13 protein-coding genes and 1 pseudogene are annotated in these 21,364 nt (G+C 72.5%); 10 read left to right on the top strand and 4 right to left on the bottom strand.

Annotated elements, in window-relative coordinates; all coding sequences use genetic code 11:
- Positions 1 to 15: 15 nt before the first annotated feature.
- The 4 genes and pseudogenes from AB0J57_RS08575 to AB0J57_RS08560 all read right to left on the bottom strand — a co-directional run bounded on the left by AB0J57_RS08575 (position 16) and on the right by AB0J57_RS08560 (position 6,942).
- Positions 16 to 1,398: a maltokinase gene (locus tag AB0J57_RS08575; protein WP_366127282.1), complete on the bottom strand. Its 1,383-nt coding sequence runs from the start codon at positions 1,396 to 1,398 to the stop codon at positions 16 to 18.
- A gap of 663 nt (positions 1,399 to 2,061) precedes the next feature.
- A pseudogene (gene treS / locus AB0J57_RS08570) lies at positions 2,062 to 3,756 on the bottom strand (maltose alpha-D-glucosyltransferase); the annotation flags it as partial.
- Positions 3,753 to 5,738: an alpha-1,4-glucan--maltose-1-phosphate maltosyltransferase gene (locus AB0J57_RS08565; protein WP_366127816.1), complete on the bottom strand. Its 1,986-nt coding sequence runs from the start codon at positions 5,736 to 5,738 to the stop codon at positions 3,753 to 3,755. The gene AB0J57_RS08565 and the pseudogene treS, both read right to left, overlap by 4 nt.
- 262 nt (positions 5,739 to 6,000) lie before the next feature.
- The gene (locus AB0J57_RS08560; RefSeq protein ID WP_366127281.1) at positions 6,001 to 6,942 is read right to left on the bottom strand and encodes an NmrA family NAD(P)-binding protein; all 942 of its coding nucleotides are present in this window, start codon (positions 6,940 to 6,942) and stop codon (positions 6,001 to 6,003) included.
- 141 nt (positions 6,943 to 7,083) lie between these two features.
- On the opposite strand from AB0J57_RS08560, the gene AB0J57_RS08555 reads away from it, so the two are divergent.
- From AB0J57_RS08555 to AB0J57_RS08510, 10 genes are all read left to right on the top strand, one after another.
- Entirely contained in the window at positions 7,084 to 8,067 is a 984-nt protein-coding gene (locus tag AB0J57_RS08555) for an AraC family transcriptional regulator (protein ID WP_366127280.1), read from the top strand.
- A gap of 118 nt (positions 8,068 to 8,185) precedes the next feature.
- Complete coding sequence (locus tag AB0J57_RS08550; protein ID WP_366127279.1) at positions 8,186 to 9,637, top strand: 4-hydroxyphenylacetate 3-hydroxylase N-terminal domain-containing protein; 1,452 nt, start codon at positions 8,186 to 8,188, stop codon at positions 9,635 to 9,637.
- Between the two features lie 172 nt (positions 9,638 to 9,809).
- Entirely contained in the window at positions 9,810 to 11,201 is a 1,392-nt protein-coding gene (locus AB0J57_RS08545; protein WP_366127278.1) for an MFS transporter, read from the top strand.
- A 61-nt stretch (positions 11,202 to 11,262) separates the two neighbouring features.
- Positions 11,263 to 12,396: a monodechloroaminopyrrolnitrin synthase PrnB family protein gene (locus AB0J57_RS08540; RefSeq protein WP_366127277.1), complete on the top strand. Its 1,134-nt coding sequence runs from the start codon at positions 11,263 to 11,265 to the stop codon at positions 12,394 to 12,396.
- Positions 12,393 to 13,673: an FAD-dependent monooxygenase gene (locus AB0J57_RS08535; protein ID WP_366127276.1), complete on the top strand. Its 1,281-nt coding sequence runs from the start codon at positions 12,393 to 12,395 to the stop codon at positions 13,671 to 13,673. Before AB0J57_RS08540 ends, AB0J57_RS08535 begins: the two co-directional genes overlap by 4 nt.
- 124 nt (positions 13,674 to 13,797) lie before the next feature.
- Positions 13,798 to 16,416: a glycosyltransferase family 1 protein gene (locus AB0J57_RS08530; RefSeq protein ID WP_366127275.1), complete on the top strand. Its 2,619-nt coding sequence runs from the start codon at positions 13,798 to 13,800 to the stop codon at positions 16,414 to 16,416.
- Between the two features lie 403 nt (positions 16,417 to 16,819).
- Positions 16,820 to 18,271 (top strand): MFS transporter, encoded by a 1,452-nt coding sequence (locus AB0J57_RS08525; protein WP_366127274.1) that lies wholly within the window; start codon positions 16,820 to 16,822, stop codon positions 18,269 to 18,271.
- Between the two features lie 174 nt (positions 18,272 to 18,445).
- Positions 18,446 to 19,003 carry a hypothetical protein gene (locus tag AB0J57_RS08520; RefSeq protein ID WP_366127273.1) on the top strand — a complete coding sequence of 186 codons (558 nt, stop codon included), beginning with the start codon at positions 18,446 to 18,448 and terminating at the stop codon, positions 19,001 to 19,003.
- 36 nt (positions 19,004 to 19,039) lie between these two features.
- Positions 19,040 to 20,359, top strand: a complete 1,320-nt coding sequence (locus tag AB0J57_RS08515) for an AarF/UbiB family protein (RefSeq protein WP_366127272.1) — start codon at positions 19,040 to 19,042, stop codon at positions 20,357 to 20,359.
- Position 20,360: 1 nt separating this feature from the next.
- Entirely contained in the window at positions 20,361 to 21,356 is a 996-nt protein-coding gene (locus AB0J57_RS08510) for a DUF1702 family protein (RefSeq protein ID WP_366127271.1), read from the top strand.
- Positions 21,357 to 21,364: the final 8 nt, after the last annotated feature.

The following is a 21,364-nucleotide window of genomic DNA, read 5'->3' as shown; positions in this document are numbered from 1 at the left end:
TCAAGGGCGTTCACATCACGGGGTGGTGGCCTGCGCGGCCAGGCGGCGGATGGCCGCCATCGGTACCGGGAGCCAGTCGGGGCGGTGCCGGGCCTCGTACACGACCTCGTACACGGCCTTGTCCGTCTCGTACGCGCGCAGCAGCGCGGGCTCGGCGCGCGGGTCGGTGCCCGATGCCTCGGCGTACCCGGTGCAGTACGCGTCGTGGCACCGCTCCGCCCAGTCGGGGTTCCAGGGACGGTAGGAGCGGGCCGCGTAGTCGAAGGAGCGCAGCATCCCGGCCACGTCGCGCACCGGGGGCTGGGGGCGGCGGCGCTCGGCGAGCGGCTTCGCGGGCTCACCCTCGAAGTCGATCACCGACCAGTCGCCGTCGTTCGTCCGCAGGGTCTGGCCCAGGTGCAGGTCGCCGTGGACCCGCTGGGCCCGCCACAGCTTGCTGCCCGACCGCAGATCGCCGACCGCCTCGAACGCGGCGCGCAGCCCGGGGACGTACGGCATCAGCGCGGGCACCGCCTGCGCGGCGGCGTCCAGGCGGCGGCTCATCCCGTGGACCAGGTTCTCGGTCTGCGGGCGGCCCAGCGCGACCGTGGGCAGTGCGTCGGCCAGCGCGGTGTGCACCTCGGCGGTGGCCCGGCCCAGCGCGCGGGCCTCGGTGGTGAAGCCCCGCCCGGCGCCGAGCGCGTCCAGGGCGAGCTGCCAGCCGTCCTGGGAGCCGCGCAGGTAGGGCTGGAGCACGCCCAGGGTGCTGGCCTCCGGGCGGCCGTTGCCGGTCTCGTACCAGGCGACGGGCGCGGGGACCCGGGTGCAGCCGGCGCGGGCGAGCGCGAGAGGCAGCTCCAGGTCCGGGTTGGCGCCCGGGTAGACCCGGCGGAAGACCTTCAGGATGTACGAATCGCCGTACACGAGCGAGGAGTTGGACTGCTCCGCGTCCAGCACCCGGGGCGTGAGCCCGTCCGGGATGGCGACGGTCCGGGAGAACCGCAGCGGACCCATGGGGCCGGGGGTGCGCAACCGTTCCAGCAGGAGCGTGGCGAGCCGTGGGTCGCTGAGTCCCTCGTAGATCGTGCGCCCGGCGAGCGGGCCGTCCGGGACGTGCCCGATCAGTGCGGGCGCGAGCTGGGGCGGCAGGCTGTTCCGGACGCCCAGCAGAAGTTGGTAGCAGTCGCCCTGGGCGGCGGTGTTGAGGCCGGGCTGCTGGACCCGCACGAGCAGGTGCAGCAGCCCCGGTCCGGTGGTGTCGAGCGGGAGCAGTTCGGTCGCCGAGACGAGGGAGAACCCCGTGACGGGGCGCCCCTTCCCGGCGAACCAGCGCTGGCGCGGCAGCCATTCGTGGAGCAGCGGCACCAGGGAGGGGAGCAGGGCGACCGGGGCCCGGGCGGTGGATGCGGTCTCCGACATGGCAGCGCGTCCTTTCCCCGGGCACCACAAATGCACAGAACGTGCAGAGTGTCCCGGAATGCGGCGAGTGCTGTCCGGCTGTGCGGGACGTGTCGGGCGGGGATGGTCGAGATAGACCCGAATCGACGTATGAGGGGGAGAGTGCCCAGGGCGGGGCGACGGAAACGCCCCGCCCTGATGTCCTCACCCCTTCCCGGTCACCCGCCTCGCCGCGGGGTCCACCCCGGCCCGGGTGGCTGACTCCCCGTCGGCCGCCGCCGCCCGGGCACCCGCGCCGGACGCCCCGGCCGGTGCGGTGCCCGCCTCCGCCGGGGTCACCGGGGTGCCGGCATCGCCCGCCGTGGCCGAGGGGCTGCCGCCGCCCGCCGTCGTGCCCGCCCGGGCCGCCGGTGCGGGTGCCGACTGCGGTGACGCTCCGTCAGCCGCTGCTCTGCGCGCGGACGCGCCCGGGTGCTTGGTGGCGTCCGCCGTGGCGCCCGCCTGCACCGTGCGTGACGCGTCCGGCGGATTCGAGACCGCTCCCGGCGCGGCTACGGCCGCCGCACCGGTCGTGCCCGCCGCACCGGTCGTGCCCGCCGCCGCTGCCCGTGCCGGGGCCCCGCCGGTGTGGGGCGCCGTGGCGACCGTCGCTTCCGTGACCGTCTTGCCCTTGGTGGGCTTGACCGCGTCCTTGCGGAGGCGGAACCAGTAGAAGCCGTGACCCGCGAGGGTGAGCAGGTACGGCCATTCGCCGATCGCGGGGAAGCGGACCCCGCCGATCAGCTCCACCGGGTGCATGCCGTTGAACCGTCGCAGGTCCAGCTCCGTCGGCTGCGGGAAGCGCGAGAAGTTGTGCACGCACATCACCAGGTCGTCCCCGTACTCCCGCAGGAAGGCGAGGACCGCCGGGTTGGACGACGGGAGCTCCGTGTAGGAGCCGAGTCCGAAGGCGAGGTTCTGCTTGCGGATCTCGATCATCCGCCGCGTCCAGTGCAGCAGCGACGACGGGGACGCCATCGACGCCTCGACGTTGGTGACCTGGTAGCCGTAGACCGGGTCCATGATGGTCGGCAGGTACAGCCGGCCCGGGTCGCAGGAGGAGAAGCCCGCGTTGCGGTCGGGCGTCCACTGCATCGGGGTGCGCACCGCGTCCCGGTCGCCGAGCCAGATGTTGTCGCCCATGCCGATCTCGTCGCCGTAGTAGAGGATCGGCGAGCCGGGCAGGGAGAGCAGTAGAGCCGTGAACAGCTCGATCTGGTTGCGGTCGTTGTCGAGCAGCGGGGCGAGCCGCCGCCGGATGCCGATGTTGGCGCGCATCCGGGGGTCCTTGGCGTACTCCGCGTACATGTAGTCACGTTCTTCGTCCGTGACCATTTCCAGCGTCAGCTCGTCGTGGTTGCGCAGGAAGATGCCCCACTGGCAGTTCGCCGGGATCGCCGGGGTCTTGGCCAGGATTTCGGAGACGGGGTAGCGGGACTCGCGGCGCACCGCCATGAAGATGCGCGGCATCACCGGGAAGTGGAACGCCATGTGGCACTCGTCGCCGCCGGCCGGGAAGTCGCCGAAATAGTCGACGACGTCCTCCGGCCACTGGTTGGCCTCGGCGAGCAGCACGGTGTCGGGGTAGGCGGCGTCGATCTCCTTGCGCACCCGCTTGAGAAAGGCGTGGGTGGCCGGGAGGTTCTCGCAGTTGGTGCCCTCCTCCTGGTAGAGGTACGGCACGGCGTCCAGGCGGAACCCGTCGATGCCGAGGTCCAGCCAGAAGCGCAGCGCGGACAGGATCTCCTGCTGCACGGCCGGGTTCTCGTAGTTGAGGTCCGGCTGGTGGGAGAAGAACCGGTGCCAGTAGTACTGCTTGCGCACCGGGTCGAAGGTCCAGTTGGACGTCTCGGTGTCGACGAAGATGATCCGGGCGTCCTGGAACTGCTTGTCGTCGTCGGCCCAGACGTAGTAGTCGCCGTAGGGGCCGTCGGGGTCGCTGCGGGATTCCTGGAACCACGGGTGCTGGTCGCTGGTGTGGTTCATCACGAAGTCGATGATCACTCGCATGCCGCGCTGGTGGGCGGCATCGACGAACTCGACGAAGTCGGCCAGGTCGCCGAATTCGGGCAGTACGGAGGTGTAGTCCGATACGTCGTAACCGCCGTCCCTGAGGGGGGACTTGAAGAACGGCGGGAGCCAGAGGCAGTCGACCCCGAGCCACTGGAGGTAGTCCAGCTTGGCGGTGATTCCCTTGAGGTCGCCGACGCCGTCGCCATTGCTGTCCTGGAACGAGCGGACCAGAACCTCGTAGAAGACGGCTCGTTTGAACCAGTCGGGGTCACGGTCCTTTGCCGGCGTGTCCTCGAAGGTGTCGTGGACGGGCTCGTTGACGATCATGATGTGGGTGACCCTCCGATCGGCGGGGACGGTCGCAGGACGAGGATGTGCGCGGGCGTGACACCCGGCTCGAGGCGCACATAGTTGGCCCTGCCCCAGTGATAGGTCTCGCCGGTGAGCTCATCGCGCACCGGCACGGTCTCGTGCCAGTCGAGGCCGAGCTCCGGCATGTCCAACGACACCGTCGCCTCGTGGGTGTGGCGCGGGTCGAGGTTGACGACCGTCAGAACAATGTTCGAGCCCGCCCGCTTGCTGTAGGCGATGACGGCGTCGTTGTCGGCGTGGTGGAAGCGCGCCGAGCGCAGTTGCCGCAGCGCGGCGTTGCGGCGCCTGATCCGGTTGAGGCTGGTGATCAGGGGGGCGATGCTGCGGCCCTCGCGCTCGGCTGACTCCCAGTCGCGCGGGCGGAGTTGGTACTTCTCGGAGTCGAGGTACTCCTCGCTGCCCTCCCGTGCCGGGGTGTTCTCGCACACCTCGTACCCGGCGTACACGCCCCACGTGGGGGACATCGTGGCGGCCAGCACCGCGCGCACCTCGAAGGCGGGGCGGCCGCCGTGCTGGAGGTAGGCGTGCAGGATGTCCGGGGTGTTCACGAAGAAGTTCGGCCGCATGTAGGCGGCGGCGTCGCCGGACAGCTCGGTGAGGTACTCGGTCAGCTCCTGCTTGGTGTTGCGCCAGGTGAAGTACGTGTACGACTGCTGGAAGCCGATCGCGCCGAGGGTGTGCATCATCGCTGGCCGGGTGAACGCCTCCGCCAGGAAGATCACGTCCGGGTCGGTCTTGTTGATGGCGCCGATGACCTTCTCCCAGAACACCACCGGCTTGGTGTGCGGGTTGTCGACGCGGAAGATGCGTACGCCGTGGGACATCCAGTACCGCAGCACGCGCAGGGTCTCGCGGACGATGCCCCGCATGTCCCGGTCGAACGCGATCGGATAGATGTCCTGGTACTTCTTCGGGGGGTTCTCGGCGTACGCGATGGTGCCGTCGGCCCGGTGGTGGAACCAGGCAGGGCGCTTCTTCACCCACGGGTGGTCCGGCGAGCACTGGAGCGCGAAGTCCAGCGCGACCTCCAGGCGCAGTTCGCGCGCCCGTTCGACGAAGGCGTCGAAGTCCTCGATGGTGCCCAGGTCCGGGTGGACCGCGTCGTGTCCGCCCTCGGGGGAGCCGATCGCCCACGGCACGCCGACGTCGTCGGGCCTGGCCGTGAGGGTGTTGTTGGGACCCTTGCGGTGGGTGGTGCCGATGGGGTGGATGGGCGGCAGATATACGACATCGAAGCCCATCGCGGCGATGGCCGGAAGCCGCTCGGCGGCGGTACGGAAGGTGCCCGACACCAGCCGGCCGTTCTCCACCCTCGCCCCCTCGGAGCGCGGGAACATCTCGTACCACGAACCGAACAGCGCCCGCTCCCGCTCCACCAGCAGCGGCAACGGCTTTGAGGACGTGACCAGTTCACGCAGCGGATGCGCGGCCAGCGCCTCGACCGCCTCCGTCTCCAGCGCGGCGGCGAGCCGGTCGGCGGGGGAGCGCCGTTCGTCGCGCAGGGCGTCCACCACGGCGAGCACGGCCTCGCGGCCCTCGCTCTTCGGTACGCCGTCGGCGGCCCGCTCGTGGAGGGCGGCGCCCTCGGCCAGGACCAGCTCGGTGTCGATACCGGCCGGGATCTTGATGCCGGCGGTGTGCCGCCAGGTGGCGATCGGGTCGCTCCACGCCTCGACAAAATACGTCCACCGCCCTTCGGCCGTTGGAGTGACCTCGGCGCCCCAGCGGTCGGTTCCGGGCGCCAGTTCCCGCATCGGCGTGAACGGGCCCGGGTGTCCGGACGGGTCCTTGAGCACGACGTTCGCGGCCACGGCGTCATGACCTTCGCGGAACACGGTGGCCGTAATCTGGAAGGTTTCGCCGACCACTGCCTTGGCGGGCCTTCTGCCGCAGTCGACCAGCGGGCGTACATCGAGAACGGGAATGCGACCAATCAGCGAGTTCACGGCATCACCTGAGGGTTGCGTACGGGGTATCGCTCTTTGTACTTGCTCCGTTGACGAGTGGCAGAGCGCAGGCATCACCGCTCCTGTCCGGGTTCACTCGGGTGGGCGGGTACCGGAGGAGCCCTACCCACACCCTTCGGGTGGGCAATCCGGCGCGTTGTTAACTACTCAGGCGTAGCCGGACACGACGAGAACCGGCCCCGTTCGAGTGGAAAATCGGGACCGGTTCGCGCTCGGGTGTGTCAGGTGGCGTTCAGGTGAGCGACTGGGCGTCCTGCTCCTCCGGGTCGTTCGCCCAGATCTGCCACGGCTGACGGGAAACCCACTCGTCAACCGGGCGTGCCTCCACCGTCAACGCGCGGGCCGACACGCCGTCATCACCGGCCAGCAGCAGCGGCTCGGCACCCCCCGCCATGTAGTGGTAGATGCCCGCCACCCCGGCCGCCGCGGCCGGGCCGATCGCCTGTGCGAGGCCCTGCTCGAAGATGTGCGGGGCCAGCGCGCGGTACCGCACCACGCGCCCCAGGCCCCGGCCGAAGGCATCCGCCAGCTCATCACCCGTCAGCGCCCGCACACCGCCGATGTCGTACGTCCGCCCCTCCAGGCCCTCCACGGTGAGCGCCGCGCACACCGCCTGAGCCAGGTCCCGGTGCGACAGCCACGCCGCCGGCGCGTCGGCGGGCAGCGGATAGGCGAGGATGCCCTCGTTGACCAGGGCCGGGCCGTTCCAGGGGCTGAACAGGTTGTCCAGGTACACCGGCGGGCGCAGCACCACCATCGGCACGCCGCTCTCCCGCAGCACCTCCTCGGCGATCCGTCGCGTCTCGAACGCCGCCACATCGGTGGACGTGCGCGGCACACGGGTGTTGGCGTTGTAGACCAGCCGCCGCACCCCTGCCGCCACGGCGGCCTCGGCGATGTTCCGGGCGTACGCGCGCACCCGCTTGGCCTCGTACACCAGGGGCATCACCACCGCCGCGTGCGTCGCACCCGCGAAGAGCTGCCGCACGGCCTCGGCGTCGGCCAGGTCACCGGTGGCGCACGAGACGCCGGGCATCGGCGGCCGGTCGCCCTCGGGACGGCGGGAGAGGGTACGCACCCGGTGGCCCCGCGCACTGAGCAGGCGGGCCACCGCGCCGCCCTGGAAACCGGTCGCGCCGACGACCGCCACCCGCATCTGATTCTGCTCCGACATCTGCTCCGACATCCGCTCCGACATATGCCTGATTGGCCCTTCGATAGGGTGTGACTGCTGCCATGACGGCTCCTCTCAGGCTGGCGGCGGCGGCTTTGGCCGATCAATTAACAATTCGGGGCGGGGGTTGAAGGATCGTCCATGGACACCGTGCGCACCGAAACCGGGAAAACCGGCCGGAACACCGACCGGAACGACGACCTCCTCAGTGAGCTGTTGCAACCGTTGCGGCTCACCGGCGTCTTCGACAGCCGCTGGCACGTCCGCGCCCCCTGGGCCATCGAGGGCGACGCCGAGCAGGGCTGCGCCGTCCTGCACTACATCGTCGAGGGCGGCTGCTGGATCACCGCCGAGGGCCAGACGCCCCAGGAACTGCGCGCCGGTGACCTCGCCGTCTTCCCCACCGGGACCGCGCACCGGCTCTCCGACCGCCCCGACCGGCAGGGCGTACCGCTCAAGGCCGTGCTGCCCGAACGGGAGCCCGGCACCACCGGCGAGATCCGCATCGGCGGCACCGGGCCGGAGAGCCGGCTGCTGTGCGCCGGGCTGCACTACGACGCCAGCGCCGCCACAGGTCTGTACAAGGCGCTGCCCTGGGCGCTGGTCCTCGACGGCTCCCAGGTCGACCGCGAGCCGCTGCTGCGGGACACGCTGCGGCTGCTCGCCGCCCCCGACCGGCCCATCGGCCCCGGTGACCGGCTGATCACGCTGCGGGCCTTCGAGATGGCCCTGGTGCTCGCGCTGCGCCCGCTGCTGCGGGAGTTCGCCGAGAACCCGGCCTCCCTGCCCGTGCTGCGCCACCCGGGCGTCAGCCGCGCCCTGGTGATGATCGCGACCCGGTTCGCCGAGCCGTGGACCATCGAGTCGCTCGCCCGCGAGGTCGGCATGTCCCGCTCGGCGTTCACGGCCGCGTTCCGCGCGCTGGTCGGCGAGGCCCCGGCGCGTCACCTGACCGGGCGGCGCATGCAGGAGGCGGCGCGGCTGCTCGGCGAGACGTCCCTGCCGCAGTCGGCGGTGCCGCAGCGGGTCGGCTACCAGAGTGCGGTCGGTTTCCACCTTGCCTTCCGCAAATGGTTCGGCGTCACTCCGGGTGAGTACCGGGCGGGTGCGGCGAACGCCGCGTAATGGTTTCCGGAGGGCGACTGGCCGGTTCTTAAGGACCATTGGACGGACGTTCATTGCCGAAGGTGTGGACCAACGGACAGGCTCTGCTGCGGCAATGGCATCCGCAAGAGGAGAAATGGTGACGAGGTCCGGTCACGACTATCTGGCGTCGCTGCGCGACGGCCGGGAGATATGGCTCGACGGGGAGCGGGTCGGGGACGTCACCACGCACCCGGCGTTCCGCAACACCGCCGCCTCCATCGCCCGCCTGTACGACCTGGCGCACGACTCCGAGCACACCCCGGTCCTCACCCAGGGCGGCGTCCACCGCGCCTACGCGATCCCCCGGTCGTACGAGGACCTCGTCGCGCGCCGCGAGGCGTACAAGGTGTGGGCGGAGGCCAGCTTCGGCTTCCTGGGCCGCACGCCCGACTACATGGCGGGCGGCGCGGCCGGATTCGCGGCGCTGCCGGGCCTGTTCACGACGGAGACGTACGACGGTTCGGGCGCCGCCCTCGCCTACCACCGGCGGCTCGCCGAGGGCGACCTGTACCCGACCTTCACCATCGCCAACCCGCAGATCGACCGCACCAGGGCCGCCTCCGAGCAGGAGGAGGACGATCTGGTGGTCCGGGTCGTCGCCGAGAAGGACGGCGGGATCGTGGTGCGCGGCGCCAAGATGATCGGCACCGCGGCGGTCTTCGGCAACGAGGTGATCATCGGCACGATCGAGCCCCTCGCCCCCCAGGACGTCGACCACGCGGTGTGCTTCTCGATCCCGATCGACACGCCGGGCCTGAAGTTCGTCTCCCGCACCTCCTACGAGGCACAGGCGCGCAGCGTCTTCGACAACCCGCTCTCCTCGCGCTTCGACGAGAACGACGCGCTGCTCGTGTGCGACGACGTGTTCGTGCCGTGGGAACGGGTGCTGACGTACCGGAACGTCGAGGCGACCTGCCAGATGTGGTGGCAGACCCCCGCGTACCTGAACTTCGTGCACCAGGCCGCCACCCGCTTCTGGACCAAGCTGGAGTTCCTCACCGGCATCGCGATCCTGATCACCAAGGCCAACAGCACCTACGAACTGCCGCCGGTCACCCAGGCCATCGGCCGCCTCCTCGGCCATGTCGCGCAGGCCAAGGCGTTCGTGCTGGCGGCGGAGGCGTCGTACGAGGAGGTCGACGGCGGCCGTGGCGGCGTCGCGCCGGGCAGCGACATCTCGTACGCCCAGCGCATCATGGCGGGCGAGCTGTACCCGAGGGCCGTGCAGGAGATCAAGCTCCTCGCGGGCGGCGGCGTCATCCAGCTCCCCGCGTCCGGCGAGGACCTGCTGCACCCGGAGCTGGGCCCGCTGGTGCGCAAGTACATCCGCTCGCCCGGCACGCCGGCCGAGGACCGGGTCAAGCTGCTGAAGCTGGCCTGGGACGCGCTCGGCTCCGAATTCGCGGGCCGCCACGAGCAGTACGAGCGCTTCTACCACGGCGCCCCGCACGTCTACCTCACGATGCAGACCTGGGCGGGCGGCGCCCCCGCCTGCGAGGCGCTCGCCCAGACGTGCCTGGACGGCTATGACCTGGAGCCGGTCCGATGACCGCCCCGGCGCAGCTCCGGGCGGCCGATCCGGGGCGGTGCGCCCGGGGCGGGCGCGCGGTGCGATGGCCTTCGTGCGGCCCGCGCCGGGCCGTCCCGCGGGCCGGCGATCCCGGGTGGCGCACCCGGCGGCTCGGCGATCCGGGATGGACCCTGCGGCCCGGGGTGGTCCGGTGAGCGGCGCCGGGGGAACGCGCGGCGCGCTGGCGCTGCTGGCGGCGACGCAACTGCTGATGATCATGGACACGGCGATCGTCAACGTCGCGCTGCCGTCCGTCGGCCACGACCTCCGGGCCGGGTCCGCCGGACTGTCCTGGGTGGCCAACGCCTACCTGATCACCTTCGGCGGGCTGCTCCTGCTCGGTGGCCGCGCCGCCGACCTGTTCGGCCACCGGCGGCTGTTCACCGCCGGGCTCGCCCTGCTCGCGGCCGCCTCCGCCGCCGGGGGCCTCGCCCAGTCCACCGGCGCGCTGGTCGCCGCCCGCGCCGTGCAGGGCGTCGGGGCGGCCCTCGCCGCGGCCGCCGCGTTCGCCCTGCTGCTGATCCTCTTCCCGGACGGCCCCGCCCGGCACCGGGCGCTCGGCGCGTTCGCCGCGATGGGCGGCCTCGGTGGGGTCATGGGCACCGTCCTGGGCGGAGTCCTCACCGACCTGCTCGGCTGGCGCTCCACCTTCTGGCTGAACGTCGTCGTCGCCGCCGTACTGGGCCTGCTCGCCCTCCGGCTCCTGGACGGCGGAACCAGAGGCGCCGAGTCCGGCTTCGACCTGCTCGGCGCGCTCACCGCCACCGGCGGGCTCGGCCTCGTCGCGTACGCCCTCGTCGGGCGCAGCCCCCTGGCCGGGGCCGCCGGCGTTCTCCTGCTCGCGGCCTTCGCCGTGACCGAGACCCGCGCCGCCCGGCCCCTCGTCCCGCCCGCCGTGCTGGGGCGGCCCGCGCTGCGCCTGGCCAACCTCCTCAGCGCCCTCGCCCAAATGGCGCTGTTCCCCATGTTCTTCCTCGTCAGCCTCTACCTCCAGAGCGTGCTGGGACAGTCGCCGCTCACCGGCGGCCTCGGCCTGCTCCCGCTGTCCCTGGTCGTCGTCGCCACCGCCCCGCTGACCGGCCGCCTCATCCTCCGCCTCGGCCTCGGCCGGACCATGACCCTCGGCTTCGGGCTGCTGTTCGCCGGCATGGTCTGGCTCGCCCTCGCGCTGAGCGCCCACGGCACCTTCGCCACCACCGTCCTCGCACCCAGCCTCGTGCTGGGTGCCGCCCTGCCGCTGGTCATGGTCACCACCAATGTGGCCGCCACGGCAGAGGCCACGCCAGAGGAGACCGGCCTCGCCTCCGGGCTGATCAACACCAGCCAGCAGTTCGGATCCGTCCTGGGCCTGGCCGTCCTCGTGGCCGTGGCCACCACCCGTACCGGCACGGCCACACCCCAGGCCGAAACCGCGGGCTTCCAGGCGGCGCTGCTCACCGGCGCCGCCTTCGCCGCCGCTGCGGCACTGCTGTCCGTACGGCTGAGCCTGCCCGCGCCCGCACCGGCGCCGCCACGCCAGGACCGGGTGGGCGACCCGCGGTGACCGCCTGACCAGCGGACACCGCGCCACTCCCGAATCCACACTGCCCGAGGGGGGCATCCCGTTGACCCTGTACGACCTTGTCGCGCCCGGTCTCGATACCTGCGCCGAACCGCGCTACCGCATAGCCGAGATACGCGCGGCCGACCCGCTCGGCGCCGACGCGCTGCTCGCCGCGCTCCCCGCGATGAACCGTGACGCCGACGTCCCCGCGCTCACCGTCGCGCTGCGCGCCCTCATCCCCGACCTCGACCGGGTCGCCGAGTGGTGCGTCATCGAGGCGCTGGCCGCGATGCGCGACCTCGGCATCGTGCTCGGCTCCCTCAAACGGCACGGCGTCCAGCCGGTCGCCGCCGTCCCCGAGGTCCTGCCCGTCCTGGAGGAACTGGCCCGCCGCACCGACATGGTGCCCCGCGACACCGTGCACCACTACACCACCTGGAACCCGCTCGGTCCCCGCCAGCGGATGTACACCGGCCACGAGATGGAGGCCCACCTCCAGGACGCCGTCCGGATGGTCTTCCCCAGCCTCGTCGCCGCCCTCGACACCTGCGGCCAACTGGCCGGCCTCGAACCGTACGACCCGGGCTTCGCCCTCGCGCTGGACCGCACCGCACAGCACGTCCAGGCGATGGTCGACGCCATCGACTTCACCGTCGACAACGTCTCCCCGGCCTACTTCGCCCGCACCCTGCGCCCGTACTTCGAGGAGATCGACGTCGCCGGGCGCGACTACCTCGGCCCGGCCGCCGCCCAGGTACCGCTGTGGCTCGTCGACCTGACGGTCTGGCAGTGCGACCGCACCGACCCCGGCTACGACGCCTTCCTCGCCGAATCCGTCGAGTACAGCCTCCCGTCCTGGCGCGCCTTCCACGCCGCCCACAAGGGCGGGGTCTCCGCCGTCAGCAAGCTGTCCGCCGCGCTGAGCTGGGAGACCGTGTACCAACTGCCTCCGCAGCTCGTGGCGTCCGCCCACTCCCTGGCGCGGGTGCTGCGCATCCTGAAGACCTTCCGCGCCCGCCACCTCGGCATCGCCCGCAAGGCCTACAGCGACGACGTACGGCTGTACGACCAGGGCAGCGGCGGCGCGCCCGTCGCCCTGCTGCGCTCCGTGCTCGACCTGACCCGGGACAACGAGACGCTGGTGCGCCAGGCCACCCAGCGGCCGCGCACCCCGGTGAGGGGAGCCGCTGCGTGACCCCCCACATACTCGTCGCCGGCGGCGGGGTCGCCGGCCTGACCGCCGCGCTCGCCCTGCACGCCGCCGGCTTCCACCGGGTCACCGTCGTGGAGGCGGCCCGCGAGATCCAGCCCGTCGGCGCCGGGCTGAACATCATGCCCAACGCCGTACGCGAACTCGACGCGCTCGGGCTCCTCGACGACCTGGAGGCCGACGCCGTACGTACCCGGGAGCTGCGCTACTACCACCGCTCCGGCGGGCTGATCTCCCGCGAACCGCGCGGGCTGAGCGCCGGATACCACTGGCCCCAGCTCTCCATCCACCGCGGCCGGCTCCAGCAGGTCCTCGCCGACGCGGTACGCCGCCGGATCGGCCCGTCCGCGATCGTCACCGGCGTCCGGGTGGCCGGCCTTGAACAGTTGCCCGACGGCCGCCCGCGCGTGCGCCTGGAACACCGCGAGGGCGCCAGGTGCGGCCGGGCGTCGCTGGAACCGGACGTCCTGATCGGCGCCGACGGCATCCGCTCGGCGGTCCGCGCCGCCCTCAACCCCCGCGAGGGCGAGCCCCCGTGGAACGGCATGCTGGTGTGGCGCGGCGTCTCGTGGCTGGACGCCCGCCGGGCCGGAACGTTCATGCTCATCGCGGGCGACGACCGGCAGAAGGCCGTCGTCTACCCGATGGCCGAGCGGCCGGGCGGGGACGTCCTCGTCAACTGGGCCCTGGCGATGCCCGCCGACAGCATCGCCGGCGCCGCCCGCGGGGACTGGAACCGTGCCGTACCCGTCGAACGGTTCCTCCACCACTACGACGGCTGGGAGTTCGACGGCGTCAGCGTCCCCGAGGTGCTGCGCGCCGCCGAGGCCGCCTACGAGTACCCCATGGTCGACCGCGAGCCCCTGCTGCGCTGGAGCCACGGCCGCACCACCCTCATCGGCGACGCCGCCCACGCCATGTACCCCATCGGCTCCAACGGTGCCACCCAGTCGATCATCGATGCCCGGGCCCTCGCCCACGCCATGGCCCACCACCCCGCGCCGGCCGACGCCCTCGCCGCCTACGAGGCGGAGCGGCGCCCCGCCATGACGGAGCTTCAGCGCGCCAACCGGCGCCTGGGTCCGGAAGTCGTCATCAATCTGGCCCACCAGCGCGCCCCCGGCGGCTTCGACCGCATCGACGACGTGATCCCGCCGCACGAACGGCGCGAAATCGCCGCCCGGTACGCCGCGACCGGCGCGTTCGACCCGGAAACCGTCAACGCGGGCTCCCCGTACCGGGTCCCGGTGAGCGCCCTGTGAACGCGCTCCCCTGAGTGCGCCGTGGTTGCGGAGGGCGGGGTGCCGATACCGTCGGAGGGTGAAGGCGGACGCACACCGTTGTGCGTCCGCCCCGATACGTACCTGCCCTGCGAAGGTGGAACACGTGAAGGCAATCCGTCGATTCACCGTGCGCCCCGTCCTCCCCGACCCGCTCCGGCCGCTCAGCGACCTCGCGCGCAATCTGCGCTGGTCCTGGCATGCCGAGACCCGCGAACTGTTCCAGGCCGTCGACCCCGAGGGGTGGCGGACGGCCGGCGGCGATCCGGTCCGGCTGCTGGGCTCCGTGCCCGCCGCCCGGCTCGCCGAGCTCGCCCGTGACCGGCGCTTCCTGCGCCGCCTGTCGGCCGCCGCCGACGACCTCGACGACTACCTGCGCGGCCGCCGCTGGTACCAGAGCCAGAACAGCGACCTGCCCGCCGCCGTCGCCTACTTCTCGCCCGAGTTCGGGGTCACCGCCGCCCTGCCCCAGTACTCCGGCGGCCTCGGCATCCTCGCCGGTGACCACCTCAAGGCCGCCTCCGACCTCGGCGTACCGCTCATCGGTGTGGGACTGCTCTACCGGCACGGCTACTTCCGCCAGTCGCTCTCCCGGGACGGCTGGCAGCAGGAGCACTATCCGCTGCTGGACCCCAACGAGATGCCCGTCAGCCTGCTGCGGCAGCCCGGCGGCGCCCCCGTCCGGGTCTCCCTCGCCCTGCCGGCCGGCCGCTGTCTGCACGCCCACATCTGGGTGGCCCAGGTCGGCCGCGTACCGCTGCTGATGCTCGACTCTGACGTCGAGGAGAACGGCCCCTCCGAACGGGACGTCACCGACCGGCTGTACGGCGGTGGCAGCGAACACCGGCTGTTGCAGGAGATGCTGCTGGGGATAGGAGGTGTCCGGGCGGTACGGGCGTACTGCGAGCTCACCGGCCACCCCGCGCCCGAGGTGTTCCACACCAACGAGGGGCACGCCGGTTTCCTCGGCCTGGAGCGCATCCGGGAACTGAGCGAGGAGGGCGTCGAGTTCGACGCCGCCCTGGAGGCCGTCCGCGCGGGGACGGTCTTCACCACCCACACCCCCGTCCCGGCCGGCATCGACCGGTTCGACCGCGAGCTCGTCGCCCGCCACTTCGGCGACGGTGCGGAGCTGCCCGGCGTGGACGTCGAGCGCGTCCTCCAGCTCGGCATGGAGACCTACCCCGGCGGCGAGCCCAACCTCTTCAACATGGCCGTCATGGGACTGCGCCTCGCCCAGCGCGCCAACGGCGTGTCCACGCTCCACGGCGCCGTCAGCCGCGAGATGTTCGCCGGCCTGTGGCCCGGGTTCGACCCCGACGAGGTGCCGATCACCTCCATCACCAACGGCGTCCACGCCCCGACCTGGGTGGCGCCCGAGGTGTTCCGGCTCGGCGCGCGGAAGATCGGCACCCAGCGCGCCGAGGACGCCCTCAGCGTCGGCGGCTCGCAGCGCTGGGACGCCGTCGGGGAGATCGCCGACTCCGAGATCTGGGAGCTGCGGCGCGAACTGCGCGAGCAGCTCGTGACGGAGGTACGGACCCGGCTGCGCGCCTCGTGGCGCCAGCGCGGCGCCGGGTCGGCGGAGCTGGGCTGGATCGACGGGGTCCTGGACCCCGACATCCTCACCATCGGGTTCGCCCGCCGGGTCCCCTCCTACAAGCGGCTCACCCTGATGCTGCGCGACCGCGACCGGCTGATGGAGCTGCTGCTGCACCCGGAGCGGCCGGTCCAGATCGTCGTCGCGGGCAAGGCCCACCCGGCGGACGACGGCGGCAAGCGGCTGGTGCGGGAGCTGGTGCGGTTCGCCGACGACCCGCGCGTACGCCACCGGATCGTCTTCCTGCCGGATTACGGGATGGGCATGGCGCAGAAGCTCTACCCCGGCTGCGACGTGTGGCTGAACAACCCGCTGCGGCCGCTGGAGGCGTGCGGGACGTCCGGCATGAAGGCCGCCCTGAACGGCTGCCTCAACCTGTCCGTCCTGGACGGCTGGTGGGACGAGTGGTACGAACCGGACTTCGGCTGGGCCATCCCGACCGCCGACGGGCCGACCACCGACGAGGACCGCCGCGACGACCTGGAGGCGGCCGCGCTGTACGAGCTGATCGAGCAGCGCGTCGCCCCCCGCTTCTACGACCGCAACGGCAGCGGCCTGCCCGAGCGGTGGATCGAGATGGTCCGCCGTACGCTCGCCAACCTCGGCCCCAAGGTGCTCGCGGGGCGCATGGTGCGCGAGTACGTGGAGCGCCTGTACGCCCCGGCCGCCCTCGCCCACCGGTCGCTGGACACCGGCGCGGCCCGGGAACTGGCCGCCTGGAAGGCCCGGGTACGGGCCGCGTGGCCGCGCGTGGCGGTCGACCACGTCGAGGTGGACGAGGCCAACGGCACCGCCGAGCTGGGCACCACCCTCGCCCTGCGGGTACGGGTCGCCCTCGGCGACCTCCAGCCCGAGGACGTGGAGGTCCAGGCGGTCGCGGGCCGCGTCGACACCGACGACCGGCTCCGGGACGCCCAGACCGTGCCGCTGAAGCCGGCCGGCGGCCCGGACCAGCAGGGGCGGTGGGTCTACGAGGGCCCGCTCACCCTCGACCGGACGGGCCCCTTCGGGTACACGGTCCGGATACTGCCGACGCACCGCCTGCTGGCGGCGGGCGCCGACCTGGGACTGGTCGCGCTGCCCACGGAGGCGACCGGAGAGGGCGCGGGCGTCCTGATGCGGTAGCGGTCCCGCTGGCTCGTCGCCCCCTCCCCTCGTGGGGGGCGACGAGCCGTGCGCCGCACAGCCTGCCGCCCGGGCGGGGGCCGGGACATCGGCCGCTGAACCGATCCCGCCTAGGCCCTTCGGCGTATGACCCCCGTCCGTGAGGAAGAGACGAGTCCGGCCACGGCCGAAAAGCGCGGACCCGCGTGGGGACACCGAAAAGGGGGCGGAAATGGGGGTGGAAATGGGGGCGGAAGTGAAAAGCGGGCAAGCCGCGAAAAGGGGGAGCGGGCTTCCGGGAAAAGGCGGCGGATTTCCGCGTCCCGTCTGGTTCTGGGCCGGCGTGGCGGCCGGTACGGCGGGCACGGTGATGCATCTGCCGATGTTCTGGCACGCCCGCCACATGGGTTACCGAATGGCGGGGATGACCCCCGATCCGGCCATGGTGGCCGGCATGGCGCTCATCGTGTGCGGAGTGGCGGCCGTGCTGGTGGGACTGTGGCCGCCGCGCGCCGAGGCGCTGCGCCGGGAAGCGGCGGCCGTGCGGGTGCGCGCGGACGACGACGCCCGGCTGCGGCCCGCCCACGTGATGCTGCTGACCGTGCTGTCGCTCGCCGTGACGATCGACGTGATGAAGCCGCTGACGCTCTCCCTCGTCGTCCCCGGAGTCGCCGCCGAGTACGGGCTGGCCTCACCGCTGCGGCCGGGCGGTGGCGTATCGGTGGCGTGGCTGCCGCTGGCCGGGATCACCGGGACCATGGTGGGCTCGTTCGTCTGGGGCCGGCTCGGGGACCGGATCGGGCGGCGGAATTCGATCCTCCTGGCGGGCGTGCTGTTCGCCACGACGTCCGTCTGCGGAGCCATGCCGGGCTTCTGGTGGAACGTTCTGATGTGCCTGGTGATGGGCATGGCGGCGGGCGGCATGATCCCGATCGCGTTCACGCTGCTGGCGGAGACGGTGCCGCGCCGCCACCGGGGCTGGCTGATGGTGCTGATCGGCGGGAACGTCACCGTCGCGTATGCCCTGACGAACTGGCTGGCGGCGCTGCTCACCCCGGAGTTCGGTTGGCGCGCCCTGTGGCTGGTGGGGCTGCCGACTGCGCTGGTGCTGCTGGTGCTGAACCACTGGATCCCGGAGTCACCGCGCTTCCTGCTCGCCACGGGCCGGGTGGAGCGGGCGCGCGAGGTGCTGTCGCGGTACGGCTCGACGATGGTGCCCGTGTCCGGGCACATGGCCGATTCGCCGGGGCCGGGCGCCGCGCCCGGGTACGTGCGGCTGTGGGAGCGGGGGTTCGGCGGCCGTACGGCGGTGCTGACCCTGCTGGCGGCGGGCGCCGGGCTGCTGGCGTACGGCTTCCAGATGTGGCTGCCCGTCAATCTCGGGCGCGCCGGGTACCCGGAGGCGTCCTCGGCCCGCGTCCTGCGCGACAGCGCGCTGATCAGCCTGCCGCTCAACCTGGTGACCGCGCTGCTGTACGGGCTGTGGAGCAGCCGCCGCACGGCGGTCGTCGTGGCGGGGGCGGCCGCCGGGGCGCTGGTGGTGCTGGCGGTGGCGGGGGAGACGGTCGCCGGTGACGAGTCGCTGATGCGGCTGCTGCTGTTCGTGCCGCTGTGGGGGATCAGCGCGACGGCCGCGGTGGTGGCCGCGTACAGCTCGGAGGTGTACCCGACGGCGCTCCGGGCCCGGGGGACCGGCTGGGCGGCCGCCGTGAGCAAGGCCGGCGGCGTGCTCGTGCTGGCGCTGTCGGTGGGGACGGCGGCGGTGCCGCCCATGGAGGTCACGGCTCTGGCGGCGGCGGTGCCGCTCGCCCTGGCGGCGGTGGCCTTCGTGTTCCTCGCGCCGGAGACGCGGGGCCGGCGGCTCGACGAGGCCTGAATTCCAACGGGCGCCTTATTGGCCTTTTCTGACGTATTCTCGCCAGCGATGTCTAATCCTCCGAAGAACCCCGGACGGGTGAATTCCGCCTAGGAAATGGTCCGAATGGCGGCACTCGGGAATGTCAGATGTGCACCCCACACACTCCCCGAGTTATGTTCGGAGGTTCTTCACGTGACCACGGCCACCGTGCTGCCGTCCATCGGCGCCGAGATCCCCTGTAGTTGCTACGCGGCGAACGTGCCGCTCAAGGTCCGCACCGCGCTCGTGAACGTCGAGTTCAAGGGCGGCATCAAGGTCCGGGTGGAGACCCACCCCGACGAGCCGCCCCACAAGGCCGTCGTGCTCAAGGTCGTCGGCCACAAGGTGGAGGCGGACCACCCGCAGTTGGGCCGCATCACCATCGAGCAGGACAACATGGAAGCGACGCCGGACAGCCTGCTCAAGATCGTCCAGCACTTCCCGCCGAAGCTCAGCGCGACGATGTTCCTGTCGTTCAAGCTGACCATCGAGCGGCCGCCCGGCTCCGAGGAGGGCCCCGGCGCGATGGCCCGGCCGGAGCCGCTGGTGCTGCGGACCAAGGAGCCCGCGAAGCTCCTGAGCCCGGAGCTCAGCAAGTTCCCGCCGGACGGGGACTTCTACCGGCTGGAGACCCCGATCAAGCTGGTCCACCCCGACAACGACCAGGTCATCGCCACCATCGACAAGTTCCCGGTCCGCGTCGGCGGCTGAACCGGAGCCGGTGACGGCCGGGGCGGGGGGTGCCAGATGAGCCATGCCGACAACCCGAAGGTGACCGTCGCCGCCGGGCTCCTGCGGAGCCTGCGCGTCTGCCTCATCCTGACGGTCCGGCTGGCCGTCCTGGGCGCCGTCGCTCTGCGCTGCTCGCTGTCACCCGGCAGGGGCCGCTTCGCGCCCCGGCGCGACGCCTGGCTCCTGAACACGGTGACCGCACTCGGGCCGGCCTTCGTCAAGGTCGCCCAGATCCTCAGCACCCGCGCCGACGTGGTCCCTCGTCATGTCGCCCGGGTGCTGAGCACCCTGCACGACCAGGTGCGGCCGTTACCGCTGGGCGACGGGTCGCGGCACTTCGGACCCGAGCTGAGACGCCTGCTGCGGGACGACCCCGGCCTCGCCGCGCGCCCCCCGGTGGCGGCGGGCACCATCGCCTGCGTCTACCGGGCCCGTCTGACCGACGGCCGGACCGTCGCCCTGAAGGTCCGCCGCCCCGGCGTCGCCCGCCAACTCTCCACCGACCTGGCCATCATGCCGGCCCTCGCCCGGCTCGCCGCGCCGCTCCCGCCGCTGCGGGGCGTGCCGGTCGCCGACATCATGCGGCAGTTGGCCGCGTCCCTGCGCGGACAGCTCGACTTCGACCGCGAGCGGAGAAGCCTCCGCTTCCTCAAGGAGAACCTGGCCGAGGAGCCCCATGTGCGGGTACCGGCCGTGTACGACGACCTGTGCGGCCCCGAGGTCCTCGTCATGGAGTACCTCGACGACCTGCACCGGCCGCCGCCCGGCGGGACGGACGGCGAACGGGCCGCCGTCACCGCGCTGCGCGCCGCCTACCACATGCTGTTCCTCGACGGCTTCGTCCACTGCGACCTCCACCCCGGCAACCTGATCTGCGGGCCCGGCCGCGACGTCACCATCGTGGACGCCGGGTTCACCGTGCGCCTGACCCCGCACGCCCGGGACAAGTTCACCGACTTCTTCCACGCGATGGGCCTCGGCGACGGACAGGCCTGCGCCCGCATCGTGCTCTCCACCGCGCGCTCGGGCCCCGGCACCGACACCGAGGGCTTCCGGCGCGAACTCGCCGCCCTCATCGACTCCTGCACGGGAGCGACCGCCGCCGACTTCGACCTGATGGATTTCGCCGTACGGCTCTTCGTCCTCCAGCGCCGCCACGGACTGTACGCCGACCCCCAGTTCGTCTTCCCGATCCTGTCGCTGCTGGTCCTGGAGGGCACGGTCCGCTCCCTCGGTCCCGACCTGGACTTCCAGGCCGTGGCCAAGCCGTACCTGACGATCGCCCTCATGGAACGTGCCATCGCCAAAGCTCAGAGAAAACAGGAGCCCGGCTGACATGCTCTCCCCCTTCTCGTCATCGCCCTCCGTGGTGCCGCGCCCGCTGCGCCGCGTCGTGATCCCGCTGCTGCGCCAGGACACCGCCCAGGTCGACTTCGGCGTACGCCGCTTCCGGCTCCGCCCCGGCCCCGCGCGCGGCACCCTGCAAGCCGCCGGACAGGCCTTCCTGCACGGCTTCCACGCCGCCCTGGACGCCCGCACCCTGACCGGCCTGGCGGCGGAAGTGGACCGCCTGCCGCCGCAGCGGCGCGGATTCGGCTACGAGGGCGCCGGCATGGCCTGCGGCGTACTGGACCTGCTCACCGCCGCACGCGGCCGCCGCTTCGCCGCCCTGCTGGCCGGGCCCGCCGCCCGGTACCCGCACCTCGCCCAGGTCGGCGCCGGGTGGGCGTACGCCCGGCTCGGGCTGCGCCCGCGCAACGGCATCCCCGGCGCCGGGCCGCCCGAATGCTGGCTCGCCTGGGACGGGTACGGCTTCCACCAGGGCTTCTTCCACCCCGACCGGGTCATCGGGCGCCGGCACGTCGAGCGCGGGCTCACCCCCGACGAGCGGGCCATCCGCGACCAGGGCCTCGGGCGGGCGCTCTGGTTCCACGAGTGCGCCGACCCCGACGGCATCGCCCTGCGGATCGCGGAGTTCCCGGCCGAGCGGCGCGGCGACCTGTGGAGCGGCGCCGGCCTCGCCGCCACCTACGCGGGCGGCGCCACCGCCAAGGAGCTGGAGCACCTCACCGACCTGGCCGGGGAGCACCGCGCACACCTCGCCCAGGGCGCCGCGTTCGCCTGCACGGCGCACCGGATCTCCGGCACCGTGCCCGAGCACACCGCCGAAGCCGCACCCGTCCTGTGCGGAGCCACCGCCGAGGAGGCGGCCGACTGGACCGACCGCTCCCTCGCGGCGCTCGGACCGGACGCCACCGGCACCGTCCACTACCAGCGCTGGCGCGCCGGAATCCGGGCCGCGTACGACCGCCGCCGCAGAGGGGACCGCTGACCATGGCG

Origin of the sequence: Streptomyces sp. NPDC049837, assembly GCF_040674455.1 — a bacterium.
GTDB lineage: Bacteria > Actinomycetota > Actinomycetes > Streptomycetales > Streptomycetaceae > Streptomyces.
The sequence above is the reverse complement of the archived record's forward strand: the minus strand, read 5'-3'. Positions and strand labels throughout refer to the sequence as shown.